This window comes from Rivularia sp. PCC 7116, from assembly GCF_000316665.1.
Lineage (GTDB): Bacteria > Cyanobacteriota > Cyanobacteriia > Cyanobacteriales > Nostocaceae > Rivularia.
The window spans coordinates 2,183,800-2,208,974 of record NC_019678.1; the positions used below are offsets into that span (position 1 = coordinate 2,183,800).

The following is a 25,175-nucleotide window of genomic DNA, read 5'->3' on the forward strand; positions in this document are numbered from 1 at the left end:
AAATAAATAATCTAAATTGAGCCAAAAAATCTCAGGTTAACCAAAATTTTTGTCAAACAAATCCTCGAACGAAATGCTATTCATTGTTGTACAAAAGACCAGACATATATGTCTGGTCTTTTAATTATTATCATGCAGATTGGTAGACTTAATTAATGCACCTTTTCGTAAGTAAAAAAGTAGATAGCACCAGATTTAGAACAATACAAACTTTATCTGTGCTTTAAATCGCACATTGTTAAATTCATACTAGCTTAAAAATATGCAGGCTTCAAAATGTTATTATGATTAGTTAAATTATTTTTAAAAAGTAAAATAATTACTCTTAATCTTGAGATATTTTATCTACATACATTAAGCGTAATATTAGTTATATACACGTAAATTTGGTCTATGAAATGTGCATTAAATAGCCTGTTATTAGCTAGCTTTAACGCTTAGATTATAAAAAAAATATTCTTATGGATAAATATTGCTATTGATATCATCTATACCTTTACTGATGGTACACACGTATCAGTATTATCTCTTTGATTGCACTAAGAAATACCGGGTTATTTTTATCACTGATTACACTGAATTTTGAAAAAATAGATAAATTGAATCTTAGATGCAGCAATTATCATGTTAATAGGATTGTTGTTGCTGGTTATATTTAGAAACATCGATCGCGTTGGGTAAAATTTTTCGTATCGCCATGATTCTTTTTTCTGGCATTGCAACAACTACATTTGGCAAAGTATTGAGAAATTCTGACGGTAGTGGTGCATTTTCGTTATCGAGAGTGAGATAAAGCGTTCTATGGTTATGAGGTGCATTTCTTACCATAATCTTGAGTGCATCTATTGGAGAAGAATTTAGAACCGCTGTTTTTATCAATCCACTATTTGAACCACCTACACTTAAATGAAACCAACCGATTGAGCGTCTACTACCCGAATGTAAGCTCAATTTGTGTTCGCTGTTTTTCAAAGAATATAAATAAGCTCCTGTTGTTCCCCCATCGAGATTACGGGCTATGAATACTGCATTACCGTCAGTCGAAGCATACAATAAACCTCGTTGTTGCAGGGATTTTAAAAGCTTTAGTGGAATACAATACTTTTGATTTAGGTAATCTTCAACAACTGAAATTTGGTTGGGTGAAGGTATAGGTGGTGCAAATATAGATTCTTGTGTTTGCCGTGCAATACTTAAAGCGCTTTTAGAGACTGCGTGTGTCATACCAGTTTCACCAAATCTGTCCCGCAACCAAACTACTGCATCATCGAAATTACACTTGTTAACGCTCATTACCAATAATAAGGGGTTATCATTGTGCTTATATTGATTCAGCCCTAGTTCGTAAGCAATTTCCTCTTGTGATAGATTCTGTCGTTTTTGGTTTGAACTGAGTAGCTTTACTTCATTTTCTAACTGCTTTCGTAATTCTTCGCTCACAGATGCAGTTTGCTTTAATTCGGTGAGTTGTTGAAGAATGCGATTGCGCTCTCTCAACTGATAATTAATCACCTCCAACTGCGGACTTAATAGCTCAATCACCCTTTGTCTATATGCTTCACTGGCTTCTTGTGCTTGTGGTTGGGGAATATAACGCTCTAAATCGAGTAATTGAGAATCTTGATTTACTGCTGCATAGTACTTCTTGACTTTAGTGTGAGTCGCAACACTCCCTTTTACACCTCGTACTATTCCCAAATGTTCAACAGCATTAGCAAAACTATCTTGTAACTGGTACATTTTCACTCTTGTACCAAACAGCGCTTTGCAGTTGAGCTTCCCTCGCTCATCTAACGGTACGAGGTAAGCATGAATATGGGGTGTTATCTCATCGAGATGTAATGACGCTTTGACTATGCGATCGCCCCAACAATTATCTAACCATTTGACAACTGCCTCTACGAAATCATCCAAGCGCTGTTTATGATAACTTCCACCTTCGTGTGCTGCATAGGGGCGAAAGTATTCTGCGCTCGCACTCAGTAACATCTCGACTGCTAGAACAGCATCAGAACGATATTTTTGGGAACCGATTTTGTCTCTCACCTTCATTTCCAAATCAAGGTTGTCACAATCTTCTATCACTTCTAAATTATTTATCTGTGGATTAGCATTAGGTGTATACACTTCTCTAACAGTGTGTGTTTCACTGCGGGCTAAAGCTCCCCAAGATTTTATCTTTTGTATCCGACAAATTGTAAAAGCCATCTTTTTTATTTGAGAAAATAATAACAATTAATTTTATTTACTGTTATCGCATTTATCTATAAGCGTGCAGAATTGATGTCCAAAAATATCTAAAAATAGCCAAAAAATATGTCTTATGAACTACGTGATTAAATAAATACATAAGAGGCTTTTTAATACTTCTGTTTGTGTATAAAGACTGATGAAATCTATTCTTGTAACTATTTTCGGTTAATATTTAGAACACCTCTATATCGCTAAAACTAGTAATTATACAGAAGATAAATTTAAAGATGATGTTTTCTAGACAGAAGCATAGAAATAAACACAGCATCACAATAATTTTAATTGATTTAATTTGCGCTATCTATAATTTTATACGGATATTTTTAGACACTTTTGGTCTATGTATATTATCTGCCTTTAGTTATATTGCACGAATCAGTATTAGTTTGCTAACAAGGTAATTAAGAATTCTCTTAGAGCGAGCAAATTGAACAATTCATGTATCAGCTTTATTAATTAAATGTGCTGCGTTGAAGAACCATTATTCGGAAGTCAAGAACTATGACCAATTTAATTTTTAACGTGATAATCGCTGAATTATTTACCAGCCATTATTCAAAACAAAGGTGTAGTGTGTTTCACCTTTGCAACTGAGAAAAAGCTGGAATATTTTATGCCGTATTTTTAACGCTGCACTAAATATTTTCTCAAATTAGTACCGAATTTAGTCATTTAAGACTGTGTTTTATTCCTCAACCCCTATCTCCGTAGCAGTTAGACAGGTTTCATTAATCAAAATAACGAGAAGGAATCATAAGGAATTATTGATGAAAAACAGCCGAAAAGCCCATAAATTTAACTAATAATCGACCTTTTCTTTCCTTACTTTCCCCTGCTTTCCTTGCAAAAAAATGTATTAAATTAATAAAATTACATGAGTAAAAACACTCAGCAGAAAAATAATTCATCTCCCTTATTAATTCTGGCTTTAGATTTTGGAGGAAGTGCAACCAAAGGTGTTTATTGTACACAGAAAAATCAAACAGCATCTCTAGTAATGGAACCGGAGGTAGTAAAAATTTCTTTAGATTCAGTGGCTTCCTCTGTTTTGGGTGCAACCGAACCAGAAAATGCTGCATGGGTTAATTGCATGGGCGAAACTTTTGCTGTGGGCTATTTAGCGAAAAGTAAGTATTATGCAAACCAGGGGTTGAAAGAATTAAAGTACGAACGCGCAATTGCCAAAACATTAGCTTTTATTTGGGCTATCTCCGAGAAACTTCAGTTAGGTAAAAAATTTCGATTGGCGCTGATTTGCTTATTACCACCAGGGGAGTTTGAAAATAGAGATAGTTTTCATAAAAATCTTGAAGCAATACTTGCTGGTTTCATAACTCCAACAGGAAAAATCCAGGTTAAATTAACTGAATTCAACTGTTTACCTGAAGGTGCAGGAATATATCTTGCTTACCAAAAGAAGTTGGGACAGGCTATCAAAACTAAAATCATTGCGTTAGTAATGGTGGGTTATAGAAATGCATCGGTATTAATCAGCGATAAAGGAATAGTTGCACCTGACGGAAAGACTTCTGACTTAGGAATGATTCGATTGCTAGAAAAAGCAGTTGCTAGAACTTCCGGACAAGATGCTTCACAATTAGCTCCTGCTGTAGTCGCTGCTGGTAGCGATATCTCTACTACTCCTTTAACCAAGTTATTGAAAAGCACAAGTAATACCAATAAACGCCATGAATTGATGCAAATACAACAGGCTATAAAGCTTGCTAGAAGCGAGTATGCAGCAGTACTTACAAGTTGGTTAGACCAAGTAGTTGCCCGAAACTTGGTTTCAGAAATCTTGTTTTGCGGTGGAACTGCGGATTACATGAGGAGAGAGCTAAATTCTCATTATTCTGGAACACCTTGTTTATGGGGAGTGGGAGCAGATATTCCCACACAAGTAGATGGCTTCGGTTTGGGAAGTCGTTTGGCTGATGTTTACAGCGTATTTTTATACTTTTCGCAACAGGTAAGTTGATGCAAAAACAAATTGATTTCCGTTGGCGCTATCAACCATGTAAGCCAATGGATATAAAATTAATGAAACATATTCAGTCTAATCTGATGGCTGGTAAAACCCAAATGATGCTTGTAGCAGTGCGTTCATTTTGGCTAACTCACGCTATAGCTAATGATTCAAATGATGAAAAAGAAGTACAGCGTATAGCTAGAAGCTGTATACAAGCTCTGAGAAAACAGGCGCAAGAGATTGTTGAATTAGCAGGATTAGAAGACGCTCCTCTAAAATTTTTAACACAAAATTCTTCTTCTTCAAATTCTCACGATAGAGCGTTGCATTCAAATAATAACGATTCAGAAAATCATGTTTATGATGATGCGGGTTTGAGTAATTTCATGTAGCAACATTTTGAATCATGAGGATACAGGCACTTATGAGTTATAGAAAAATGAAAAGAAAAAGAGGCAGACCAAGAAAAACCACTTTAACTCTTCGAGAAGATATGCAGACACTAAATAATCCAGAACAATTAAGTGTGAATAACAATGAATTGCCGACAAATGAAGAAAATTATGATTGGGATAAAGAAATTGATGGCTCGTTCGTAAATAAAGAAACTACAGAACCTCCAATCAATGGAAAAGCAGAGGTAGAACCTAGTAAAAGTAATGATAACAGCGATGAAAAGCAACAAACATCAACTAATGGTTTTGTTCGAGTAAGTAAAGAAAATAGTTTCAAAGAACCAACAATTATTCACATTATTGATGGAGAAAAAGGGGGATGCGGTAAATCATTTTTTTGTAGGACGTTTATTGAATACTGTAATTCCATCGCTTACGATATTGCAATTGTTGATGCGGATATCAGCAACAAAGACATAGCTACTATTTATCCGTCGGTAGAGGTTGCTTTCTTCAGCGATGATGAAAAGCTGGCATCCAAAGCCGATAAAATATTTGATTTGGCTTTTGAAAAATCTGTACTTGTCAATTTACCCGCTCAAGTTTATTCCAATGTTACCGATTGGATACAACGTAATGATTTAGTCAATTTGGGTAAAGATAATTCAATTAAGTTTATTAAATGGTTTGTCTGTATGGGAGGAGTTGATTCGGTGAATTTCTTTCTGAAATCACTGGATGATTTTGGAAATGACATTATTCATGTATTTGTAAGAAATCAAGGATTGTGCGATGAATGGGAGTATATAAACGAAATGCCTGAATTTCAATCAGCTATCGATGATTACAATTTTATAGTTATGGATTTTCCCAAATTTCCATTTTGGGAAAGGAATATGATTGACCGTTTGGGGATAACTTTCGATATGGCGATCGCACACCCCGAACTGAAAGTCATTCCCAAACAGCGGGTGAAAAATTTCCTCAAAGTGGCTTATGCTTCTTTAGCTGCAACGGAGTTGATTCAATGAGTACGGGTGATACTTCAAAAAGTAATGAAGAAAAACCCAAAACTCCCGATGAGTTGCTTGCTGAAGCTTTAAAAGGGAAGAGTGAAGAGTTTAAGCAGCGAGTAGTGGATTTCGCTTTTAGAAGTGGTTTATCAAAAGATGACCCATTATTTCTGGTACTAGTTGCTACCGGACAATTGGAAGCAATGTTACAGGATGCACCAGAAACATTAAGAGTACTTTTCAAAACTTGGAATCAAGATTTAGCCAAGAATCTGGAGACAGTAGAAAAAGTTGCTGTTCAAAGACAGAAAGTAGCAATTAACCGAGCTGCACAAGCTTTGATTCATGAATCTTTGGTGCGTGAAGGTCGAAATATTATCAATTCTATCTATCCGGCTGCTATTGTATTCTTTCTGATTTTTGGAGCGGGTTTTATCGGAGGAGTAACGATACCACCTTGGATTGTTGGTGTTTTGGGGAATGGGTATACCTTAGTCAAATCTAATAATTTGACTTGGGAGGAGTTGAACGCGATGAAATGGGCTATGTCGAATGAGGGAAAATTTGCGAAAGACTTGATTAATTGGAATCGAGGTTATTTAGAGAATAGGGAATGTATTAAAGATGCTCAAAAGTTAGGAGTAGTTTTATCGCAATATAACCGCAAAGCCAGGTCAGGATTTTGCACCATTTGGGTGGTTCCGGCAGATAAACGTAAATTTGGTTCTTGAACCCAAACAATAAAGTTTATTACTAAGACGTAAACTCGTAAACTAGGTCGTAAAGTCATAAACTAACTGTCACATATAGGAATCGGGATTTGATTTGGAGAAAGAATCTTGAACTATAACTTTTGAGACTTGTTAACCGTTTTTTAGTAAAAACTCTTCTGGTTTTAAGCTAATAATTAATGTGACAGTAATAAACTTTATTGTTTACGGTTTCTTATTAACCAACAGTTTTACACCCAAACAGTTTACAACTTTATTTTGAGTAAAATTGTAAATGTCAACGAAATATAAAGGCTTTAGGATATCTGTCAGTTTACAACTTAATTGTTTGCTTACAGATCCTGAACGCTAACAATTAAGTTGTAAATCAAATTTTCTACTCACAACCACCAATAGTATTGGTCAACCGGATAAAATTCTCCGGTGTAACCATCGAAAATTAATTCTTCTGAGGATTCTATATCTTCGACTTCAAATTCACTATTGATTGCAGCAGTTTCTTGAGATTTTCTTGCACTTGGTCTTTCAGCCCAAACGTATTTATGGTAGCAACGTTTGCAAACAGTTCCATCTGAGTTTTTATAACGCCAGGTAGGATTTTTCTTGCATATCCTGCATAAAGACTGTTTCCGTCGTTTTGACTTTCCTTTTTTAGTCATTTTCCGTACATCTCACTTGAACAGAGAGCATTTACCGTTAAATCGCATTCATATCAAAACTCTGTGTAATATTTATCCCAATATTCCTGGGATTTAGCATTCTTTCTTGTTTCTTCTTCATCTCTAGCTGCTTCTCTTTTACGCTCTTCTATTGAGGGGTCATAAAAATCATCATAGTTCGCATACCCTTCGCTCAGAAGTTCATCGGGGGTCATCGATGAAACTATCTGATATCTACTTGTTTTTGGCTCATTACTCATTTATCTACCTACCTTTTAATACCAGTCTCTATTTTAATTGACATCTACTAGTTGCGTATCAACTAGCGTAAAGAAAGTTTAGATGGGAGCAAATTATGGTTTTAAAACTCAATCACTTTGACACTAAAACTAAACAGGATACCCGAATAGAGGAAAAACTAAAAAACACTCTTGCACAATACTTGTTCCCAGATGTCAAATTTGGTATTGGTACTGCTTATGCTGAAGCTACTACCCCCCAAGATTTACAAGAACATAACGGGATGACTTTACAATTTTGTGCGGGTAAAAGAATGTATTTTGCTGATGACCCAACTATCCGCTCTCGACTATACCCAAATCCTTCCGATGGTGCAGCATATCCTTTACCTTTTACACCCTGTCGAAGTTTTCATGAATTAAAAAATGTCAGGATTTTAGTTGTTGATGATGTTACTGGAGAGAACGGTGGTGCGATTGCAAAAAGTGATGCAAAAAAAATGGTGGGTGATTGCAAGGGTTTAATTGATAAAGATTTTGCTATCTCAAACAATATAGCTTCGGGTGCTTTTCAATTTCGTCTTGGAATTAGACCTCAAACAGGAAGTCCGGTGATGAGAATTGCCAAGGGTACGCTTGCACCTGCGCGACTCGATAACCTGGGAAACTCGTTTTTTACTACGGACGGTAATGTTAAAGATGGTAATTTACGTTCAAAATTTGGTTGCGATATGGTGCTAGCAACGTCTTCTTTTAAAGGTAGGAAAGAGAAGGATGCAATTCAACCTGGAAAATATACACTTTTTATTGGTTTGGGTGTGAAATCATTAGCATTATATCGAGAGCATAGTTTGGGTACCCAATTTTTAGTCAATTATCCTCATGCTGTAAAACAAGAAATCTTACCTATTATAAAACAACAAGCAGAACAAATGGCTGCTGTTCAAAAAGACCCTTTGAAATTAGCGCAGCGATATATTGAAAACTATGAAAGACGTAAATCTTTATGTCAAAAAAATTTTCAATTAGATTTGGAACCAAAAGATTTAGATTTAAATAATAAATTTTCGATATTTGATGATTTAGATTCTGATAGAGAAGACGAAAAAAATCATGACAGAGATAATATTGATTGCGCTCAGAAAGATTTGTTGCTTTATTCGCTACTGAAAGCTGATGTAAATAATTATTGCCAGTTAATTGAACATCCAAAGATTGTGAGCGAGCTTCAAGATTTTGCACGTAAACAGTGGGTAGATATTGCAACTGGACGCTCCATCAAGTTTACTTCTGGTTTAGCTCAACCAAGTTTGGAATTAAAGTGCGATGAAATATGCATACCATATTTAGATGAAAATGAAGAAATTATAGTTACTCGTTCGCCATTAATTAATTCTAATGGTGTTATTACTTTAAAAAATAAACATTTGTCAAATATGTTAAATGGGTGTGTTTATATTCATCCAAAAACAGCAATGGATAATATGCAATGTGATTTTGACGGTGATTTATTAGCATTTGCACCGAGTAAGGATTATCCTAAATTGGCAATTGAAGTGAAACAAAGAAACTTATTAAAAAACCGTTATCCCGATATTATCAAAAGAGATAAAATACCCTACCAAGGAACTTTTGAAGAAATTGCTGTTGAAGCGATGGATAATAAGATTGGAATTATTGCTAACGAAATTCAGAAGAACTTAGCGCTACAGTCCGAAGTTTGTGCAATGCCTCAATCAGAGAAATTTAAATATTTTATAAATTTATCAAAACATTTTAATAAACTATTACAACAACATGAGCAAGGTAAACTAGCAATTCCAGATACAATAGTAGAGCAAATAAGACCAGTTGCCTTAACTAATATCAATTCTATTAATAGTTTAGAATTAAAGGAAAAATTACATCAAGTAAAAAGGATATTATTTGATTGCGTCGCTCATCTTAGTAACGAACTACAAGTTGCAGCAGATGGACCGAAGAGTGCTTTACGTCCTGATAATGGAATTATTAACTATTGTCAAAAAATAACAGCTTATAAAGAAGTTGAATGGCTGGCTGATAAGAAAAATCCAGAAGCTTTTACTCGTCAAGGAATGAAAAGTAATGGTTATAGTCCTATTGATTTAATGATTCAACAAACAAACAAAATTTTTGAACAAAGCCAAATTACGGCAAGACCTATTGAGCAATTTAGAAAGTTATATCCTACTGTTGAATTTACTGATAAAATTATTGATAGAGCTAAATATTTAAAAACTTATTATAACTCGTTAATTAAACAACGTATTCAGCTTGAAGAATCGAAGAAAATCGAACGGGGTCCTTACTTAACTATTACTTCTCCAATTACAGGAAAACAATTAGAGATTACTAATTTAATTTCATTTGATATTGCTAAAGATTTTGATTTTTGGCAGCTTTCAAAATTGACTATTGCAATAGAATCGAGAAAACCATCTAAAAATATGCCCCATATTTTTAAGGCTACTACTAAATCAAAGAATCTTGATGGTAAAGATATAGATATAACTATTGGTACAATTAGCATGAAGTCTATCCGAGAATATAACCTAAAACCTGGAATGACCATAAAACAAGGTAAGGTTGAATTTAATTTCGGTATTAGCGATGGTATGGTTGATGCTTTAAAACAGCAAACTTTAGAATACGTTGAATCAATTAGAAGCAGTACTCCGGACAATGAAAAGCTACAGCTAGCGGCTGCAATTCATGATGTTAGTCATACCGAAGAAAATAAAAATTATTCTTCGGGACAAAGGAAAGCAGGTGTGGCGTTTGCTATATTTCCTGACGAAGTTATAGGTCAATTAAATCAGTTACAGTTTACCCAAATGAGAGTGCTTGGTACTCAGTTCAATCATTATGCTAATCAAAACTTTGCTGGTGAAAAAGTCCCAATAAAATTTGAAAATGGAATTAATCCTCGTGCCCCCAATCAAACTGCGCGTTGGATAATAGTTGAAGGTAAAAAGCTAGGTACTATTGATGCTTCTTCTCCTCATTTACTATCTGGGTGTGAAGCGATTGCTGCTATAACTTCTCCTCCTAGTAAAAGCGTGATTATTACTAGCTTGAAAAATCCAGATAATAAATTGCAAATTGATAACGTTAATAAATATGCTTTTAAATCTCATGAGTGGCAGAACGAACAAGCCAATATTACTTTAGTTATAGGACAAACTAACCCGTGTAAAGCACCAACTATTATTGCAAAGATTGATAATCAAATATTAGGAACAGTTAATAAAAAGTCAGTCAAGTTTTTACAAGAAAAGCTAGCTGCTGTTGGTAAATCAATTCAAGGATTTAGTTTCTCTGGAATTTTGAAAAATGCTCCTGCTAGCTATGCGGATATTACAATTGACCCTTCTACCGTAAAGTTTCCACAAATTAAACATAGTGGAAATTCTGTTGAAATCAACAAGAGTGTTTGTACCGTTTTATTTTTTGAAGCACCTGCTAATAGTTCATTTAAACTCAAAACCGAGCAAGTGATGTCTAATATGCTCAAGCGGGCTGTAGAACGTGCTGCGGAGTTAGGTTATGGCAAGGTGGAGTTTGTTGATGTTTCCGCAAACTCCGCAGAGTCTTCAGCTTTAAAAACTATTGAAAAACTTGCGACAGAATATAAGAATATCAATGTTGATTTCATCGGTAGTTTGTCTGTAGAAGATGCAATTCAATTGATGAATGAACCAACAGATATTGTAGTTGGAATTAAAGATTCTCAAAGTATTGGCATTGTTGATTTTGTGGCTAGTCAAGGAAAGGTGATCGCCACTTACAATCCCCAAACACAGAAATTTGATAGACGAAATTTACCTGCTCTGAAAAAGACTGCTGAAATAACTAAAGATATTGAACGCGACGAACGTTGAATTTGTATCAACCTATAACAACGGATTAGCGTAAAATGACAATGCTTTTTGATATCGAGCAATATCGGCATCTACAAAACCACAAAGGTGACTGGGATGGTGTGAAGTATGATCCTGCTTGGGACGATGGTTCGGCTTTTCCAAACACTACTTCTAAAACTTCTTCAAAAGAAACAGAGCGTACCAATAAAACAGACTGTTGGTATTCTCCACCTCATATTGTTGAGTTAGTTATCCAGGTTTTAGGAGAAATAAATCTTGACCCTTGCGCGGATGATGGACGACATATAAGAGCAACAAAGCATTATACATTTGATGATAATGGTTTAGAGCAGTCTTGGTGCGGAAAAGTTTATATGAATCCTCCATACTCGCATCCTGGCGCTTGGATGAAGAAATTGGAACTAGAATTTGAAACGGGTAATGTGGATGAAGCAATTGCTCTTGTACCCGCTGCTACCGATACCAATTGGTTATCTCCGGTTTTGAAAACTCAACCTGTATGTTTTTGGAAGGGGAGAATTAAGTTTTTAGGTCAAGATTATCAACCAAAATTATCTGCAAGACAGTCTCATGTGTTGGTTTATTGGGGTAACAATTGGCAGAAATTTAGGGAAGTATTTGAAGACTATGGAGTGGTATATTTCCCAATTCCCCCTGTTGATAATGACGAGGTGCTAGGGGAAAATATATTACCTAACAATTCCCCTAGCACCCGGATAGAAGGTAAAAGCCAAATTCAGGAAAATAACTCATCGACATCAACTCTTTCAAATACTCAAACAAGTAATAATAACCAGGTGCTAGGGGGAAATATATCACTTAACAGTTCCCCTAGCACCCGCATAGAAGATAAGAGCCAAACCCTGGATAATAGCTCATCGACATCAAATCTTTCAGATACTCAACTAAGTAATGATAATCAGGTGCTAGGGGGAAATATATCACTTAACAATTCCCCTAGCACCCGAATAGAAGATAATAGCCAAACCCTTGATAATAGTTCATCAACATCAATTCTTTCAGATACTCAAATAAGTAATGATAACCAGGTGCTAGGGGAAAATATGTCACTTAACAATTCCCCTAGCACCCGAATAGAAGATAATAGCCAAATCCTTGATAATAGTTCATCAACATCAATTCTTTCAGATACTCAAGTAGGTAATGATAACCAGGTGCTAGGGGAGAATATATCACTTAACAATTCCCCTAGCACCCGCATAGATGATGGAAGCCAAACCCTTGATAATAGTTCTTCAACATCAAATCTTTTAAATGCTCAAGTAAGTAATGATAACCAGGTGCTAGGGGGAAATATATCACCTAACAATTCCCCTAGCACCCACCGTAAACGTGGTGAGGGCAGCGGTAATATTTCTTGGGGTTACGCTAATGCTAATAGCACTAAGAAGAAACCAGTCAAACAGCTTTATTTCGAGTGGGAATATAGAGGTAACAGAGGAAAGACCTATGTGCGATCGCGCTTAAAGGAGCAAGTTATTTCAATGAATGAAGCGAAAGTTCCAGTTGTAGAGATATTGAAATTATTAATTTACAATCCAAAAGTAGCGGGTGCTTTGGGTCTTAATTAGCTATCTTTTTTCATTTATCAACCTCTGCCTCAATTGCGTATATCGCTCCTGAGATTTTCTTGAGCGGACACACATCGAAATGGTACGTCAAGCGTTCAACCACTCCCATGATTGATTCGGAGTTGGGAGTAGCGTTTACTTGTTGGCGATTAATTTTGTAAGCACTGGACATTTAGTTCGGCGAAGACAGCGCACATATTATACAAGATACTTGCTGTAATGGAAGTAGTTTGTTGTGATTTTTTAGTAATTGAGTACTATTATAGTATTTTTTTGTTGACTCTATGTATTTATCAAGTACGATTCAACATCGTAGTTTCGATTTATTCCCATACTATTTGTTAGAAAAGTTTTTACGCTATATAAATCTAGCTTTTAGATGTCTTTGATTTATTTTTACGCGGACGTGTTTGAAGCCACATGGAAATTCCTGTAACGGCAAGCGTGAGTAAGCCAAAAGCATTTAAGAATGGATAAACCATTTCTAAATTGATACGACCAAATTTACCTCTATGCCATTCTAGAAGCCACAAAAATTCCTCACTTTTGCCAGTAATTACTGCTATTTGAAACAAAGAACCCGTAATTAAAGTTAGTATTACGGGCAACAACATAACTGGTGCAAACAACGAGTGTAGTTGACGAATGCGAGCCTTATTTAATGACATAGTTAGCAGCTTTACTTGAATAAATATGTATGGAGACTATAGAAAATAATCGAGTCGGTAGGAGAAAGCTATAAATATAAATCGAAAAGTTTCATTTATATATTTTTTGCTTAATATAATAAAGTAAGAGAGTTCCTCCTATGAGTATTGAAAAAATTATTTCTCCCGGTTTTGGAACAATATTTATATTATTTACTTCAGATGAATTCACTGAGTTAAGCGCTCTTTCCCCAATATTTTTTTCTTCTGGGATAGAAGTATTATCTTTTATTTCTGACTCTTTCATCTTAGATGTTGAAGATGAATTTGATGATTCTGAATTAATTTTTGTTTCCGGGATTACTTTTTCTATTTTTGGTTCGCTAGTTTTCTTGGGTACGTGAAACTTTTTCTCATGTGCTTTTGAAGGCGAAATTTGTACCAATGCTATTCCTAATAGAGCCGAGCCAATGAAGATAATTTGACGAGATTGCAATTTCATTTTTTTGATACGGGTATGTGCATACTTCAGGCTTATAGTGCTGAGTATGATGGATACTTATGAAATTAAGATGAAATTGCCATGCTTAAAATGGGCTAAAAATTTATTTCAATAAAGAATACAATCAAACTATAATTTCATACTGATTTCATAAGTAGTTGCCAAACTAGTAGACAGTAGAAATACGAATCAACGTCTGTTTTTATCGAAACTAGTTAAATATGAGAAATCAACTAATAAAAAAAGTAACTATTGCGATCGCAACCGCAACCGCTATTATTTCCGTCGCTGGTAAGGTATTAGGTGGACTTGTTTAACAGTCCACCTTTTTGCTTCACGTTTCAAATAATTCATATTTAAAAAAGTTTGTAGTTAACTTAAAATTGCTTGCTTGAGCTTTTCTCGCAGTTGGTTAAGTACCTTTAGTGCAACCTCTAACTCTTCTGCGTTCATATCTTCGGCAAGCATTTCGGCTGCTTGAGCATTTTTTAAAGTAAAATCCTCAAACAATGTTTCTCCTTTCGCAGTTATGACTAACAGCTTTGATGTTTTATGCGCTGGATTATCAACCGACTCAATCAAACCTTCTTTTATCATTTCATTGGCTAATTTCTGAATACCTTGACGGGAAACAGGACGAGAACGAGCGATTTGAGCGACTGTCTGCGCTCCTTCATTTTTTAAACTATTTAGCATTCCCCAGTAACTACCCGATGATTTTATCGTTCCAATGCGTTTACCTCCTTCGCGCAACAAAAAATAAGCATAGGTTGTCTCGATAAAGAGTTCTTCCATCGCCCTTCCCGCCTGGGTTCTGGCGACAGGCTTATCAGTCATTGTCAATATTCCTCATAAAATTTCATTAATCAAATATGACAACTAGTTGTCAAAGTGGTAATTAGTTGTCATAATTCCAGTGTAATTGAATTTGTGTTATGAACTATATTTCATCACAGTTTGCCAATCCTAGAGGAATCTTGGGGCGATTTTTTGGTCTGCTAATGGCACAAACTAATCAAGCCAAAGATGACTGGACAATAAAGATGCTTAACGTTGAACCCGAAGACCATATCTTAGAAATCGGATTTGGCTCAGGTTTGGCAATCCAAAAAATGTCTCGAATTACTAAATGCGGATTTATTGCTGGTATTGACCGTTCGGAAGTTATGTTAAATCAAGCAAGCAATCGAAATAGACAGGCTATTGAACGGGGATTAGTTGAATTGAAACATGGGGAAGTTGCACATTTGCCTTATGGGGATAAAACCTTTGATAAAGCCATAAGTAGCAACTCCCATTTTTTTTGGATTAATCCGGTTGAAAGTTTAAAAGAAGTACGTCGAGTTTTGAAACCGGGTGGATTGATTGTACTTACTTGGCAACCGAGATGGGCAAAAACGGAAGCCATGCTGACCGAAAGCGCTCAAAACACCACAGCGCAACTTAAAGTAGCGGGATTTATTGATATTCAACTGAAGTTTAAAGCGATGAAACCTGTATCTTGTATCTGCTTGCAGGGAATTAAATAGTTTCGGAAGCATTACTGGAGAACGCTGTGATTTTAAACATTGCTCGATTACTTAGTCTTGTGCTTACTTCAATTGCCACAGGGGTAGCTTTATGTCATGCACTCGAACTTCCCAACAAAATGGCATTGTCTGCTACTATGTGGCTCAACGTACAGAAGGTTTTATATAATGGCTTTGGAAAAATTCTTGGACCAATAGAATATGGTGCTTTAGTGACAACTTTACTTGTGCTGTTTTTGGTTCGCAAGCAACGGAGAACTTTTATACTGACATTGATTACTTCAGTCTTGATTGCTATAGCGCTAATAGTTTGGTTAAGCTTTGTTGGTCCAGCAAACCTCAGAGTTGATACTGCACTAACAGTTCCGATTGGTTGGATGCAGATACGCAATCAATGGGAGTATGGACACGCTACTCGTGCTGGTTTGTTTTTGGTAGCACTGATCGCGTTGAGTCTCTCTATACTTTCCGATATACCAATCGGTAATAACCGGAATATGAGATATCGCGATAATAATTAAAGTCTTAAATATTGAGGAGAAGAATATTTTAATTAATTCTCTCTATGCCCTTTTAATTAATTTTGTACGAGAAGATTGTAATAAAGGTAATGTAACAATGAAAGTACTACCTTTTCCAACTTCACTTTCTACTTCTAAACTACCGTGATGAGATACTACAATAGCTTTTGCAATTGCTAATCCTAAACCCGAACCACCAGTATGACGAGAACGGTCGCTATTAACTCGATAAAAGCGGTCAAAAACATTAGAACGTTCATTCTTAGGAATACCAATACCCGTATCTTTGACGCGAATTTCAGCTTCCGTTTCATAACTATCTAAAATAACTGTGACTTCCCCACCAGGTAGAGTATACTGAATTGCATTTACTATTAAATTAGAAAATAAGCGATATAGCTGTTCGGTATTACCAATAATATTTATTTCCTTGTTAATACGAATTTCCGATTTCAAGATAACATCAGATGAAATTGCCATTGCAGCAAATTCTTCTATCAAATCCTCAATAATATCATTTAAAGAACACAATTCCCGCTGTACAGAAAGAGATTCCCTATCGAAGCGAGAAAGCATCAATAAATCTACAACTAAACTTATAAGCCGCTGATTTTGACGCTTGATAGTTCCGAGAATATCCCATGCTTCTTTAATATCTAAATCTGGCATTAATAAAACTGAATCTATTGTTGCTTGAGTTGCGGCTAACGGTGTTCTTAATTCATGAGCAGCGTCGGCTGTAAATTGTTGAATTTGTCTGTAAGATTGATAAATTGGTCGCATTGCTAAACCTGCCAACCACCAGCTAGCAAAAGCAATCATTGTCATCGCTATCGGCAATCCTACTAACAGACTTAATTTAACTGCATCCATATAGCTGTTAACATCGGCTATATTTCTTCCAACTTGTAAATATCCCCAATCGCGATTATCTTTGGTGTGTAAGTCTAATGACATTTGATGGTAAAAATTACCAGTATCGTCTTGAATTGTTTGCCAAAGTTTCTGATTAAAATCTGAAGATTCAGTTTGTGGTAAAGAACCTGCAATTGCAATCAAATCTCCCGAATTACCAAACAAACGCACGTAATAACCTTGATGAATTGCGTTTAGAATATGTCGTTGAGCAGTAGACTTTTGCGATATGCAACCCGTTTCTACTACACAAATACTTGGTAAAACTTCTCTTACAATTGGTTCTACTTTTTCGGGCTGTTTTAGCTTGGATTCTAAATTATTATGTAAACTTCTAGCGACAAATTCTAATTCTCTATCTAAAGCTTCTGAATGGGCATGAGATACTGCCGTATAAAAACCGAAGCTACAAATAGTTAAAATTAAACCCATAACAATAGCATACCAAAGTGCTAATCGAAACCGAGTTCGTTGAAAAAGTTTATTTTGATTCATGTTTATAATTAATTCTTAAAATTAAAACGATATCCCATACCATGTAAAGTTTCGATAGGATTTCCACAGCCACTAGCAGCTAATTTTCGTCGTAATAAACGTACCTGCGCGGCTACTACATTGCTACTCGATTCTGCACTTGCTTCCCAAAGTTGGTTGCGAATTTGTTCGGTTGTGAGAATTTGATTAGGGTGGTTCATAAAATATTCTAGTAACTGAAATTCTTTGTTAGTAAAAGACATTTCTTGTTTATCTAATGAAGCATTTTTATTAATAATTGTATTATTTCCATAGTCCAAAGTTAGATTACCCATAGTAAGTTGAGGGGGTTGAAATTGAGGTACCCTTCTTTGCAAAGCGCGTAACCTTGCCAATAATTCCTCCATCCCAAAAGGTTTAACTAAATAATCATCTGCTCCAGCATCCAAACCAGCTACCTTATCTTCCATACTATCTTTAGCTGTTAACATTAAAACGGGCATCGCATTTTTATTTTGACGCAGTTTTTGACATAATTCCAATCCTGAGATTCCTGGAAGCAGCCAATCGAAAATACCTATTTTATATTCCGTCCATTTATTTTCTAAATGTCCCCATGCTTCATTACCATCCATCACCCAATCAACTAAATACTTTTGCCCGATTAAAACTCTTTTAATTGCTGCACCCAAATCTGGTTCGTCTTCTACTAATAGTATTCTCATAAAACACCCATAAAAGTTGAGTTTAATAAATTTCACTCTAAAAATAGATTTACATAAAATTATGAAATCAAGATGAAAAATATAGTTACAGCCTCATGACACTATCTAATTGCGTAATTTATATATCTTTAAAAGATTACTCATGTATTTTAGTTTTTACCAATTCCTTTTTATTTTCTTTACTGCTTACACGAAAAAATATTGTCAACGAGTTACAAGTGCATTTCATATATAAATCAAAAACTTCATAGCATACAACTATGAAATCAAGATGAAATCAACTTAATCAATAGTTATAAATAATCTTATTTCCTTTGCAAGATGTAATAGTGCAATCTTGAGCAATATTGTAAGAACATCAGCGGTAATAGCTAATGGATGAAGTTTACAAACAAATCCGTTGTTAAAATCTAAAATTCCCGCATTGACTTGACTCTACAGTTAACTTGAGAGTTTATCTTTAATTTATAGTTGCTCGAATTTTCAACATGAATAGCACAACCTTAGAAAAAGTCAGAGTATATCGGATGTCTACCCCGGAACACGAATGTCCTTGGGGATTAAAAGCAGTTAATCTACTGAATGAAAAAGGAATCGATTTTGAAGATCATAAACTTACATCTCGTGAAGAAATAGATGAATTCAAAGCCAAGCATCATGTAGAAACTACACCACAGATTTTCTCTGGTGACGAAAGAATTGGTGGCTATACCGATTTAGCCGAAAAGCTAGACGTTGAAGCAGAAGGTGCGGATTATTCCTACACTCCTGTTATTGCTATATTTTCCAGCGCAGGGTTGATGGCTTTAGCAACCACTATGGGCTTAACTGGGTTTATGGGTTTCTCTCTGTCGTTATTAGCTACTTTAAAGCTGATGGATATCGAATCTTTTGCTGAAGGTTTTGAAAAGTACGACTTGATAACCAAAAGAATCAAACCCTATGCCAAAGTATACCCATTTGCAGAATTGGCGATCGCCCTTGGTTTTCTTTCGGGAGTTGCACCATTAGTCACGGGAATCACTTCTCTATTTATTGGTGTTAGCGGTGGTATTTCGGTATTTAAAGCCGTATATATTGATAAACTCGCACTCAACTGTGCCTGTGTGGGAGGAAATTCCAAAGCACCTTTAGGGATAATTAGCTTTGCCGAAAATGCGATTATGGCACTTATGGGAGGAGCATTAATTTACTCTGCTGCTACAGGAGAAGTGGAATCTGCAAAGATTAAAGAAATTGAACCCGCTGCGGTTGTTCAAGTCCAAGATGCAAGAAGATAGAGAGTGAATGCATAATCTATAAATTACAGGCTTGAATAAAAAATTTTAGACTTCAGATTAAATTATGAATAGATTCAAGTCTCGAATTTTAACTAAGTAATAAAATTTGCAATTGTTCAATCGTAAATCCAAAATCCAAAGTAAACGCATCCGTTGTTAAAATCTAAAATTCATTGACTCTCTAGTGAACTAGAGAGTTTATCATTGAGAAGTAGTAAGCATGGGTAAGAAAAAGTATGAGTAAATTAACCTATCTAAAGATTGGAGAATTAGCCCGCGCTACAGGACTTACTGTCGGAAATTTACGTTATTACAGCGATATCGGACTTTTGCAACCCGTGCATAGAGGAGACAACGGTTATCGGTATTATGCTCAAAATGCTTCCGAGCAGGTAGAGTTCATCAAGAAAGCACAATCTCTCGGATTTACCTTAGAAGAAATCAAACAGATTCTCGATGTTCGCAACGGTGGTGAAATTCCTTGCGATTTAGTACAAAGTTTGTTGAATAACAAGATAGAACAATTGGCAATCCAAATTAAACAAATGACTTTGTTTAAAAGGGAATTAGAAGAATATCGTGCAATGTGGGTAAATAAACCGGAATCTAATTTAAAGCAGGAAGAAGTTTGTCCTTTAATTGATAGCGTGTCTTTACATTAAATTTGCTTGCAATAAAGCAATTCATATATTTTAGTTTCTGGACGCTAATATTAAAATATTTACTTCAGTGGCAAGAAAAGCTCAACAGACCTTAATTACTATAATTTTCTAATTGGTGAAATTAGTAAGGAGTAACAGAAAATGTTTCACTATTAGTAATAGGTCTATTGAGTTATTTTCAATATTGACAGATAAAAATGAAATTAGGATGAAATTTCATTTTTTGCGATAGATTTATCAATTAAGTTTACATATAGATAGAATCTATTAATCATCGTATGTCATGATTTGAGTAATACCAAGCGGAATTGCTTCTTTAAATCCTACTACTTTGGCATCAACTTTGAATTGCCAAGTTTCGGCATAACCAGGAGTAATAACATCTTTCATCAAAATAGATAACTTTGTTTCAGGGGCTACTGGTTGTGAGAAAATGACTTGAGCTTTATTTTCATTTATAGAAACTTCCGTAGCTATTTTTTCACCTTCAGAATTTTTTACTTCTATCCCATCATCTATTTTTATTTCAGAAGGTATATCTATTGAAAGTCCCTCAAGAGGCTTCCCTTGTACATGGACTTCTATTTCGTAAGTAGCAGTCATTGCTTCTGCATCGTTTGGAAAAGCAGCACTATCAATTATATGAGAAGCTTGATAATCATTTGGTTTGCCACTTGCTAATACAGCAGTAACCGGAGATAACAATAATAACGTAAAGCCCGCAGTGTAAATCATTTTTTTAAATTTCATGACTATTATTCTCTAAAACAAATAAGACGAATGTTTCTATTTATAAGTATGGTTATTAGTTATGAAATAGACATGAAAAATTATCGTTAATTACAAGATATTTTTGTTTTTAGATGCAAATTAAATCACAAAAAGATACTGGTTTTTATAAAGTAAATAAAACAAGCTTTTAATCCTATTGACAGGACTAAAAACTTGCTAATGGAATAAAATCTAGATAAAAGCCAAAGAAGGCATATATAAATAATATACGAGATAAAAATGAAATTAGGATGAAATCTTTTAGTTAGATTATTTTTTGATTTATTTATTTAATCATAGTAAAAAAACGGACTTATAAATGTGCCCCTAGAGCATTTATAAGTCCGAGATTAAATCCATTAAATTAATTTAATGGAGAGCCGAGTATGAGGAACTAACTCAACCAATAACCAATTTCTCATAAACAAATGAAATCAAGATGAAATTACTGAAAAATAAAGTATTTTTTATGTAATTAAAAATGCTTTTCACCTTAACCGTGCCATCCTAACTTTTTCCTCATCCCAGACAACCCATTCGTAATATCATCGACAAGCGAATAAACTACAGGTACAACAATTAAAGTCAGCAGTGTAGAAATAACCAAACCACCCAAAATTACCGTAGCGATAGGTGAATAAGCGTCCATCCCGGTTTCTGGAAAAAAGGCGAGTCGAAAAATTACAATAATTGTAGTAAAGGTGGTCATGACAATCGCTTTGAGTCGAACTGGTCCGGCTTCCCTAATTGCTATATCTCTTGGTACCCCTTCCTGACGTTTTGTCAAAATCAATTCTAGTAATAAAATAGCAGCGGAAACTGATAAACCCGATAGAATAATAATTCCTAAAATTGAAACCGTAGACAAAGTTTGTCCCGCTAATAATAACGCTCCGAATACTCCTACCAACTGCAAAGGAATTGACAGCATCATTACCAAAGGTTGGATAAACGAACCAAATTGAATTACCAATATCAGATAAATCAGTAATAAAGAAACCACCAAACCTTGTAAAAGTCGCTCAAACTCAATCATCATATCCGTCATATCCCCCATCGAATCGATACCGTAACCGGGGGGAAAGTCTAATTTACTACCCGCATTCATGGCGATCGCCATTGATAAGTCCATCGAAGCGGGACCATCTTTACGATAATATCCGTTGACATAAACCACCCGCTTTCCGTTAACTCGTTCAATTAATGTCGGTCCTTGTTCCCGTTGTAAAGTTGCAACGGTACTTAGTGGAACTTGCCGATTATCCGAGGTAGTAATATAAGTTGATGACAAGTCTTGCTGTGTTGCTCTATCATCTTCCTCGTACCTAACTAAAATAGAATTTTGTCTTAGATTGGGACGATTATAATATCTGCGAGTATAGCCCCCATTCAAAGCATAACGAGCTTGTTCGGCGATATCTTTGATATTTAACCCCAGTTCCTTGGCTCTACGACGGTCAATTTTTAACTGAAATTCTGGCTGAGTCATTGCCGAACTTGTATGTGGCATTACTAAGTCTGGTGTGTCTTCAGCGATACCTAAAACACCTTGAGCTAAACGATGTAATTCGTCCAAATCTTCACCATACACCGCCAACTGTACCGGCGCTGCGGATGTAGCCATTACGTCTACGCCCATTTCCTTCATTGCGATACGTCGCAAACCAGGGATAGTACTTTGAGCTTCGGTTTTCACCTCATCAATAATTTGCCAAATATCCCTTTCTCGTGCCCCAACATCCTTGAGAGTGACAATCGCTGAAGCGGTATTAACTCCCCCCATGCTGTAACCGCTGAAGTAAGTACTGTTGCGCGTCAGTTCAAAACCAACTTGTGAAGAAACTTTTTCTACTTCCGGTTGTTCCAGGAGAATTTTTTCAAACTTTTGAGCAAGCTGGTCAGTTTTACTAAAAGATGTCCCCGGTTCAAATTCTATCGTTGCCATAATTTGACCGGAATCACCCAAAGGCATCATTTCTTGCCCAATTAAAGGATATAAACTAAATGCTAAAACAATAGAAGCACCCGTTAACGCTAAGGTAATTTCGCGGTTTTTCATGCAGATGTCGAGCAACCAACCGTAACCTTGCTCTAACTTGTAAAAGCTGTAACGTATCGGAGTCAGCAATCTCTGCAACCAAGTTTTACGTCTTCCTTTTTGGTGTAGTGGCTTGAGGAAGAATGCTGCAAGTAAAGGAATTAAAGTAATTGAAACAATTAGCGAAGAGAGAAAAGCGAAAACCATCGGATAAACCAACCCGACAAACATCAGCCCAGTTAATCCACCAGCAAGTATCGTCGGTAATAAAGCCGCAATCATTACACAGCTAGCAGCCGCACTTGCTAAAAATACCTCTCCCGTCCCCTTAATCGCTGCTTCGTGGGGTTTATGCCCTTCTTGTAGTTTCCGGTCAATCGAATCAATGACAATAATCGAATCATCCACCAGTTTACCAATCGCCATCATCATCCCAATCAAAGTTGAGGAATTAAGCGACATTCCAATCGGGATAAAAGGAAGCATCGATAGCGCTAGGGATGTGGGAATAGAAATCATTACAATGGCTGTGGCTCGGAAGTTTTCTAGAAAAACTAGAATTACCAAACCCGCAAGCACAACGCTTATCAGTAATTCCCCGGTAGTACTATCCTTGATTAAATTGACTAAATAAGAATTATCGTAAGCAACCTCAAACTCTAAACCCGGATACTGTGCCTGTATTTTGGTCAATTCAGCGCGTACCCGTTCGATAACTTGCGGCGAACTAGAATCCGGTTTTTGAATAACATTAACTGCTAATGCGGCTTCACCATTGTAGCGATAACCACTGCGCCGTTCTTCATAAGTATCTTTGACAGTGGCAACATCTCTGACATAAACCACCTGTCCCGACTTTTCCAACACCGGGTAATCCATCACCGCACGAGCATTCAGCGCTCGTTCGTCGGTGCGTACCAAAATTTCGCGATCGCCCCTGGTTAATACCCCCGCACCTTGACTGACGTTATTCGCGTCGATAGCATCCCGTACCTCTAATATAGATAAACCATAAGCAGCCAACTTTTGACGGTCAACAATTATCTGTAATTGTCGCCGATAACCGCCAAAAATTGACACCGCTTGTACATCCCGCACCTGAGTTAATCTATCAACCAAAGTATTGTCAGCAAACTCCCGTAAACGTACCGGGTCCCAACCTTCTCCCCGTAAAGCCAGAGTTAATACAGGACGGTTGAGCGGGTCAATGGGTAAAACCCAGTAGGAACGAGTATTAATTCCATCCAGTGCTAGATCCCCCTCCGCAGCAGTCATTACACTTTGTACTTCCTGCACAGAGTTCTCAATATCTCCACCCCATTCAAACTGTACGGAAACTAAAGACATATCCTGTTGGGAACTCGAACGGATAAACCGCACCCCATCTAAGACAGTCAGCCGTTGTTCGATAGGTTTGCTGATATAGGTTTCAACTTCATAGGGTGAGGAACCGGGTGCCATAGTCACAATTGCCACCAAAGGGCTTTGGACATAAGGCATCATCCGCACTGGGAGTAGGAATAACGTAAGGGTGGCGAGAACGAGAATACCGATGTATAAAGCCGCGAGTACTACCGGGTTTTTGATTGACCAGCGAGTGAGGAAGTATTTCATAAGCAAGGGAGAGGGAGGGAGGGAGTGAGGGAGTGAGAGAGGGAGGGAGACATTAGCGATTATCAATGCCCAATGCCCAATGCCCTATTCCCAACTTGATTTATTTAACGTCAAATGTATAATTCGCTTGACCATTCAGTTTGGGGTCTTTTACTTGGGTGACGACGTTCCATTTACCTTGCATTCCAAAATTGGTTTTGATTTTATATCTTCCCGGTTGTGCGTCTGGTTCGACTTTTGCCATTGAAGTCATATCTTCTTCACCTTCCATCGGCATGGAAACGTTTACGTCTAAGGTTTCTACAGCAACGGGTTTCTGGGTTTGGGGGTCGATTACTTCTACAACTAGTATGTTATCGCCCATTTTTACGGCTTCTTGAGAATTGGGGCTGACTAGATTAATTTTGGCGTTTTCTGTTTGTTGACCGGATGTGGTGGTTGATGCTGTTTCTGCTTGTGTTTCTGTTTGTGCTTCTTCAGGAGTAGAGCAAGCGATTGTGAAGAAACTGAGGGTTAATAGTAGAGGGAGTAGTTTAATCATTTTTTTGTTTTTTATTAGTTTGGTTGAAGATTTATTAACCGCAGAGGACGCTGAGAGCGCTGAGGAAGAGGGGGAGAGGGGAAGAATTAAAAAGTTAGGAATTAGGAGTTGAGAGTTAAGAGGAGTGTAAATATCTTTTATTTCTTACCTTTGACTTTTGACCTTTAACATGCAGACCTATTCCCTATGCCCAATTCCCA

At 36.2% G+C, this 25,175-nt stretch carries 22 protein-coding genes; 10 read left to right on the plus strand and 12 right to left on the minus strand.

The annotated features are described in order from the left end of the window. Positions 1-627: 627 nt before the first annotated feature. Positions 628-2,208, minus strand: coding sequence for a MobV family relaxase (mobV, locus tag RIV7116_RS08415; RefSeq protein WP_015117866.1), 1,581 nt, complete (start codon positions 2,206-2,208; stop codon positions 628-630). A gap of 919 nt (positions 2,209-3,127) precedes the next feature. On the opposite strand from mobV, the gene RIV7116_RS08420 reads away from it, so the two are divergent. Genes RIV7116_RS08420 through RIV7116_RS08435 form a run of 4 tightly spaced genes read left to right on the plus strand, consistent with a single transcriptional unit; the run spans position 3,128 to position 6,361 of the window. Beyond that, complete coding sequence (locus tag RIV7116_RS08420; RefSeq protein WP_015117867.1) at positions 3,128-4,231, plus strand: ParM/StbA family protein; 1,104 nt, start codon at positions 3,128-3,130, stop codon at positions 4,229-4,231. Further along, positions 4,231-4,614, plus strand: a complete 384-nt coding sequence (locus RIV7116_RS08425) for a hypothetical protein (protein WP_015117868.1) — start codon at positions 4,231-4,233, stop codon at positions 4,612-4,614. The genes RIV7116_RS08420 and RIV7116_RS08425 overlap by 1 nt, the downstream gene beginning before the upstream one ends. Before the next feature lie 47 nt (positions 4,615-4,661). Further along, positions 4,662-5,648 (plus strand): cobalamin biosynthesis protein CobQ, encoded by a 987-nt coding sequence (locus RIV7116_RS08430; RefSeq protein WP_232435777.1) that lies wholly within the window; start codon positions 4,662-4,664, stop codon positions 5,646-5,648. Beyond that, positions 5,645-6,361 (plus strand): DUF6753 family protein, encoded by a 717-nt coding sequence (locus RIV7116_RS08435; protein WP_015117870.1) that lies wholly within the window; start codon positions 5,645-5,647, stop codon positions 6,359-6,361. The genes RIV7116_RS08430 and RIV7116_RS08435 overlap by 4 nt, the downstream gene beginning before the upstream one ends. A 380-nt stretch (positions 6,362-6,741) precedes the next feature. Here the strand turns inward: RIV7116_RS08435 and RIV7116_RS08440 are convergent, their stop codons facing one another. After that, positions 6,742-7,020, minus strand: coding sequence for a hypothetical protein (locus RIV7116_RS08440; RefSeq protein WP_015117871.1), 279 nt, complete (start codon positions 7,018-7,020; stop codon positions 6,742-6,744). Positions 7,021-7,073: 53 nt separating this feature from the next. Then, entirely contained in the window at positions 7,074-7,280 is a 207-nt protein-coding gene (locus RIV7116_RS08445; RefSeq protein ID WP_015117872.1) for a hypothetical protein, read from the minus strand. 95 nt (positions 7,281-7,375) lie between these two features. Between RIV7116_RS08445 and RIV7116_RS08450 the strand changes: the two genes are divergently transcribed. Both RIV7116_RS08450 and RIV7116_RS33715 read left to right on the plus strand, forming a co-directional pair. Continuing rightward, positions 7,376-11,161: a hypothetical protein gene (locus tag RIV7116_RS08450; protein WP_015117873.1), complete on the plus strand. Its 3,786-nt coding sequence runs from the start codon at positions 7,376-7,378 to the stop codon at positions 11,159-11,161. Between the two features lie 35 nt (positions 11,162-11,196). After that, a complete protein-coding gene (locus RIV7116_RS33715; RefSeq protein WP_015117874.1) occupies positions 11,197-12,756 on the plus strand; it encodes a DNA N-6-adenine-methyltransferase in 1,560 nt (519 codons plus the stop codon). A 10-nt stretch (positions 12,757-12,766) separates the two neighbouring features. On the opposite strand, the gene RIV7116_RS36370 is transcribed toward RIV7116_RS33715, so the two are convergent. The 4 genes from RIV7116_RS36370 to RIV7116_RS08470 form a co-directional block, all read right to left on the minus strand. Next, positions 12,767-12,928 carry a hypothetical protein gene (locus tag RIV7116_RS36370; protein ID WP_198287579.1) on the minus strand — a complete coding sequence of 54 codons (162 nt, stop codon included), beginning with the start codon at positions 12,926-12,928 and terminating at the stop codon, positions 12,767-12,769. A 196-nt stretch (positions 12,929-13,124) separates the two neighbouring features. Further along, positions 13,125-13,424, minus strand: coding sequence for a hypothetical protein (locus RIV7116_RS08460; protein ID WP_015117875.1), 300 nt, complete (start codon positions 13,422-13,424; stop codon positions 13,125-13,127). Between the two features lie 91 nt (positions 13,425-13,515). Then, entirely contained in the window at positions 13,516-13,905 is a 390-nt protein-coding gene (locus RIV7116_RS35730) for a hypothetical protein (RefSeq protein WP_157229264.1), read from the minus strand. Between the two features lie 372 nt (positions 13,906-14,277). Continuing rightward, positions 14,278-14,742 (minus strand): MarR family winged helix-turn-helix transcriptional regulator, encoded by a 465-nt coding sequence (locus tag RIV7116_RS08470; RefSeq protein ID WP_015117877.1) that lies wholly within the window; start codon positions 14,740-14,742, stop codon positions 14,278-14,280. Positions 14,743-14,840: 98 nt separating this feature from the next. On the opposite strand from RIV7116_RS08470, the gene RIV7116_RS08475 reads away from it, so the two are divergent. After that, entirely contained in the window at positions 14,841-15,434 is a 594-nt protein-coding gene (locus tag RIV7116_RS08475) for a class I SAM-dependent methyltransferase (RefSeq protein ID WP_015117878.1), read from the plus strand. 26 nt (positions 15,435-15,460) lie between these two features. Beyond that, on the plus strand, positions 15,461-15,955 hold the full coding sequence (locus RIV7116_RS08480; protein ID WP_015117879.1) for a hypothetical protein: 495 nt from the start codon (positions 15,461-15,463) through the stop codon (positions 15,953-15,955). A 42-nt stretch (positions 15,956-15,997) separates the two neighbouring features. On the opposite strand, the gene rppB is transcribed toward RIV7116_RS08480, so the two are convergent. Together rppB and rppA are read right to left on the minus strand one after the other, a co-directional pair. Continuing rightward, on the minus strand, positions 15,998-17,365 hold the full coding sequence (gene rppB / locus RIV7116_RS08485; protein ID WP_015117880.1) for a two-component system sensor histidine kinase RppB: 1,368 nt from the start codon (positions 17,363-17,365) through the stop codon (positions 15,998-16,000). Between the two features lie 8 nt (positions 17,366-17,373). Beyond that, on the minus strand, positions 17,374-18,069 hold the full coding sequence (gene rppA / locus RIV7116_RS08490) for a two-component system response regulator RppA (RefSeq protein WP_015117881.1): 696 nt from the start codon (positions 18,067-18,069) through the stop codon (positions 17,374-17,376). 488 nt (positions 18,070-18,557) lie between these two features. Here rppA and RIV7116_RS08495 point away from each other — a divergent pair, with 488 nt between their 5' ends. Together RIV7116_RS08495 and RIV7116_RS08500 are read left to right on the plus strand one after the other, a co-directional pair. Then, positions 18,558-19,349, plus strand: a complete 792-nt coding sequence (locus tag RIV7116_RS08495; protein ID WP_015117882.1) for a MauE/DoxX family redox-associated membrane protein — start codon at positions 18,558-18,560, stop codon at positions 19,347-19,349. Between the two features lie 236 nt (positions 19,350-19,585). Continuing rightward, positions 19,586-20,011 carry a heavy metal-responsive transcriptional regulator gene (locus RIV7116_RS08500; RefSeq protein ID WP_015117883.1) on the plus strand — a complete coding sequence of 142 codons (426 nt, stop codon included), beginning with the start codon at positions 19,586-19,588 and terminating at the stop codon, positions 20,009-20,011. Between the two features lie 267 nt (positions 20,012-20,278). Here the strand turns inward: RIV7116_RS08500 and RIV7116_RS08505 are convergent, their stop codons facing one another. The 3 genes from RIV7116_RS08505 to RIV7116_RS08515 all read right to left on the minus strand — a co-directional run bounded on the left by RIV7116_RS08505 (position 20,279) and on the right by RIV7116_RS08515 (position 24,975). Beyond that, a complete protein-coding gene (locus tag RIV7116_RS08505) occupies positions 20,279-20,761 on the minus strand; it encodes a DUF2808 domain-containing protein (RefSeq protein WP_015117884.1) in 483 nt (160 codons plus the stop codon). 514 nt (positions 20,762-21,275) lie between these two features. Further along, a complete protein-coding gene (locus tag RIV7116_RS08510; protein ID WP_015117885.1) occupies positions 21,276-24,434 on the minus strand; it encodes an efflux RND transporter permease subunit in 3,159 nt (1,052 codons plus the stop codon). A gap of 100 nt (positions 24,435-24,534) precedes the next feature. Further along, a complete protein-coding gene (locus RIV7116_RS08515) occupies positions 24,535-24,975 on the minus strand; it encodes a FixH family protein (protein WP_015117886.1) in 441 nt (146 codons plus the stop codon). Between the last annotated feature and the right edge of the window lie 200 nt (positions 24,976-25,175).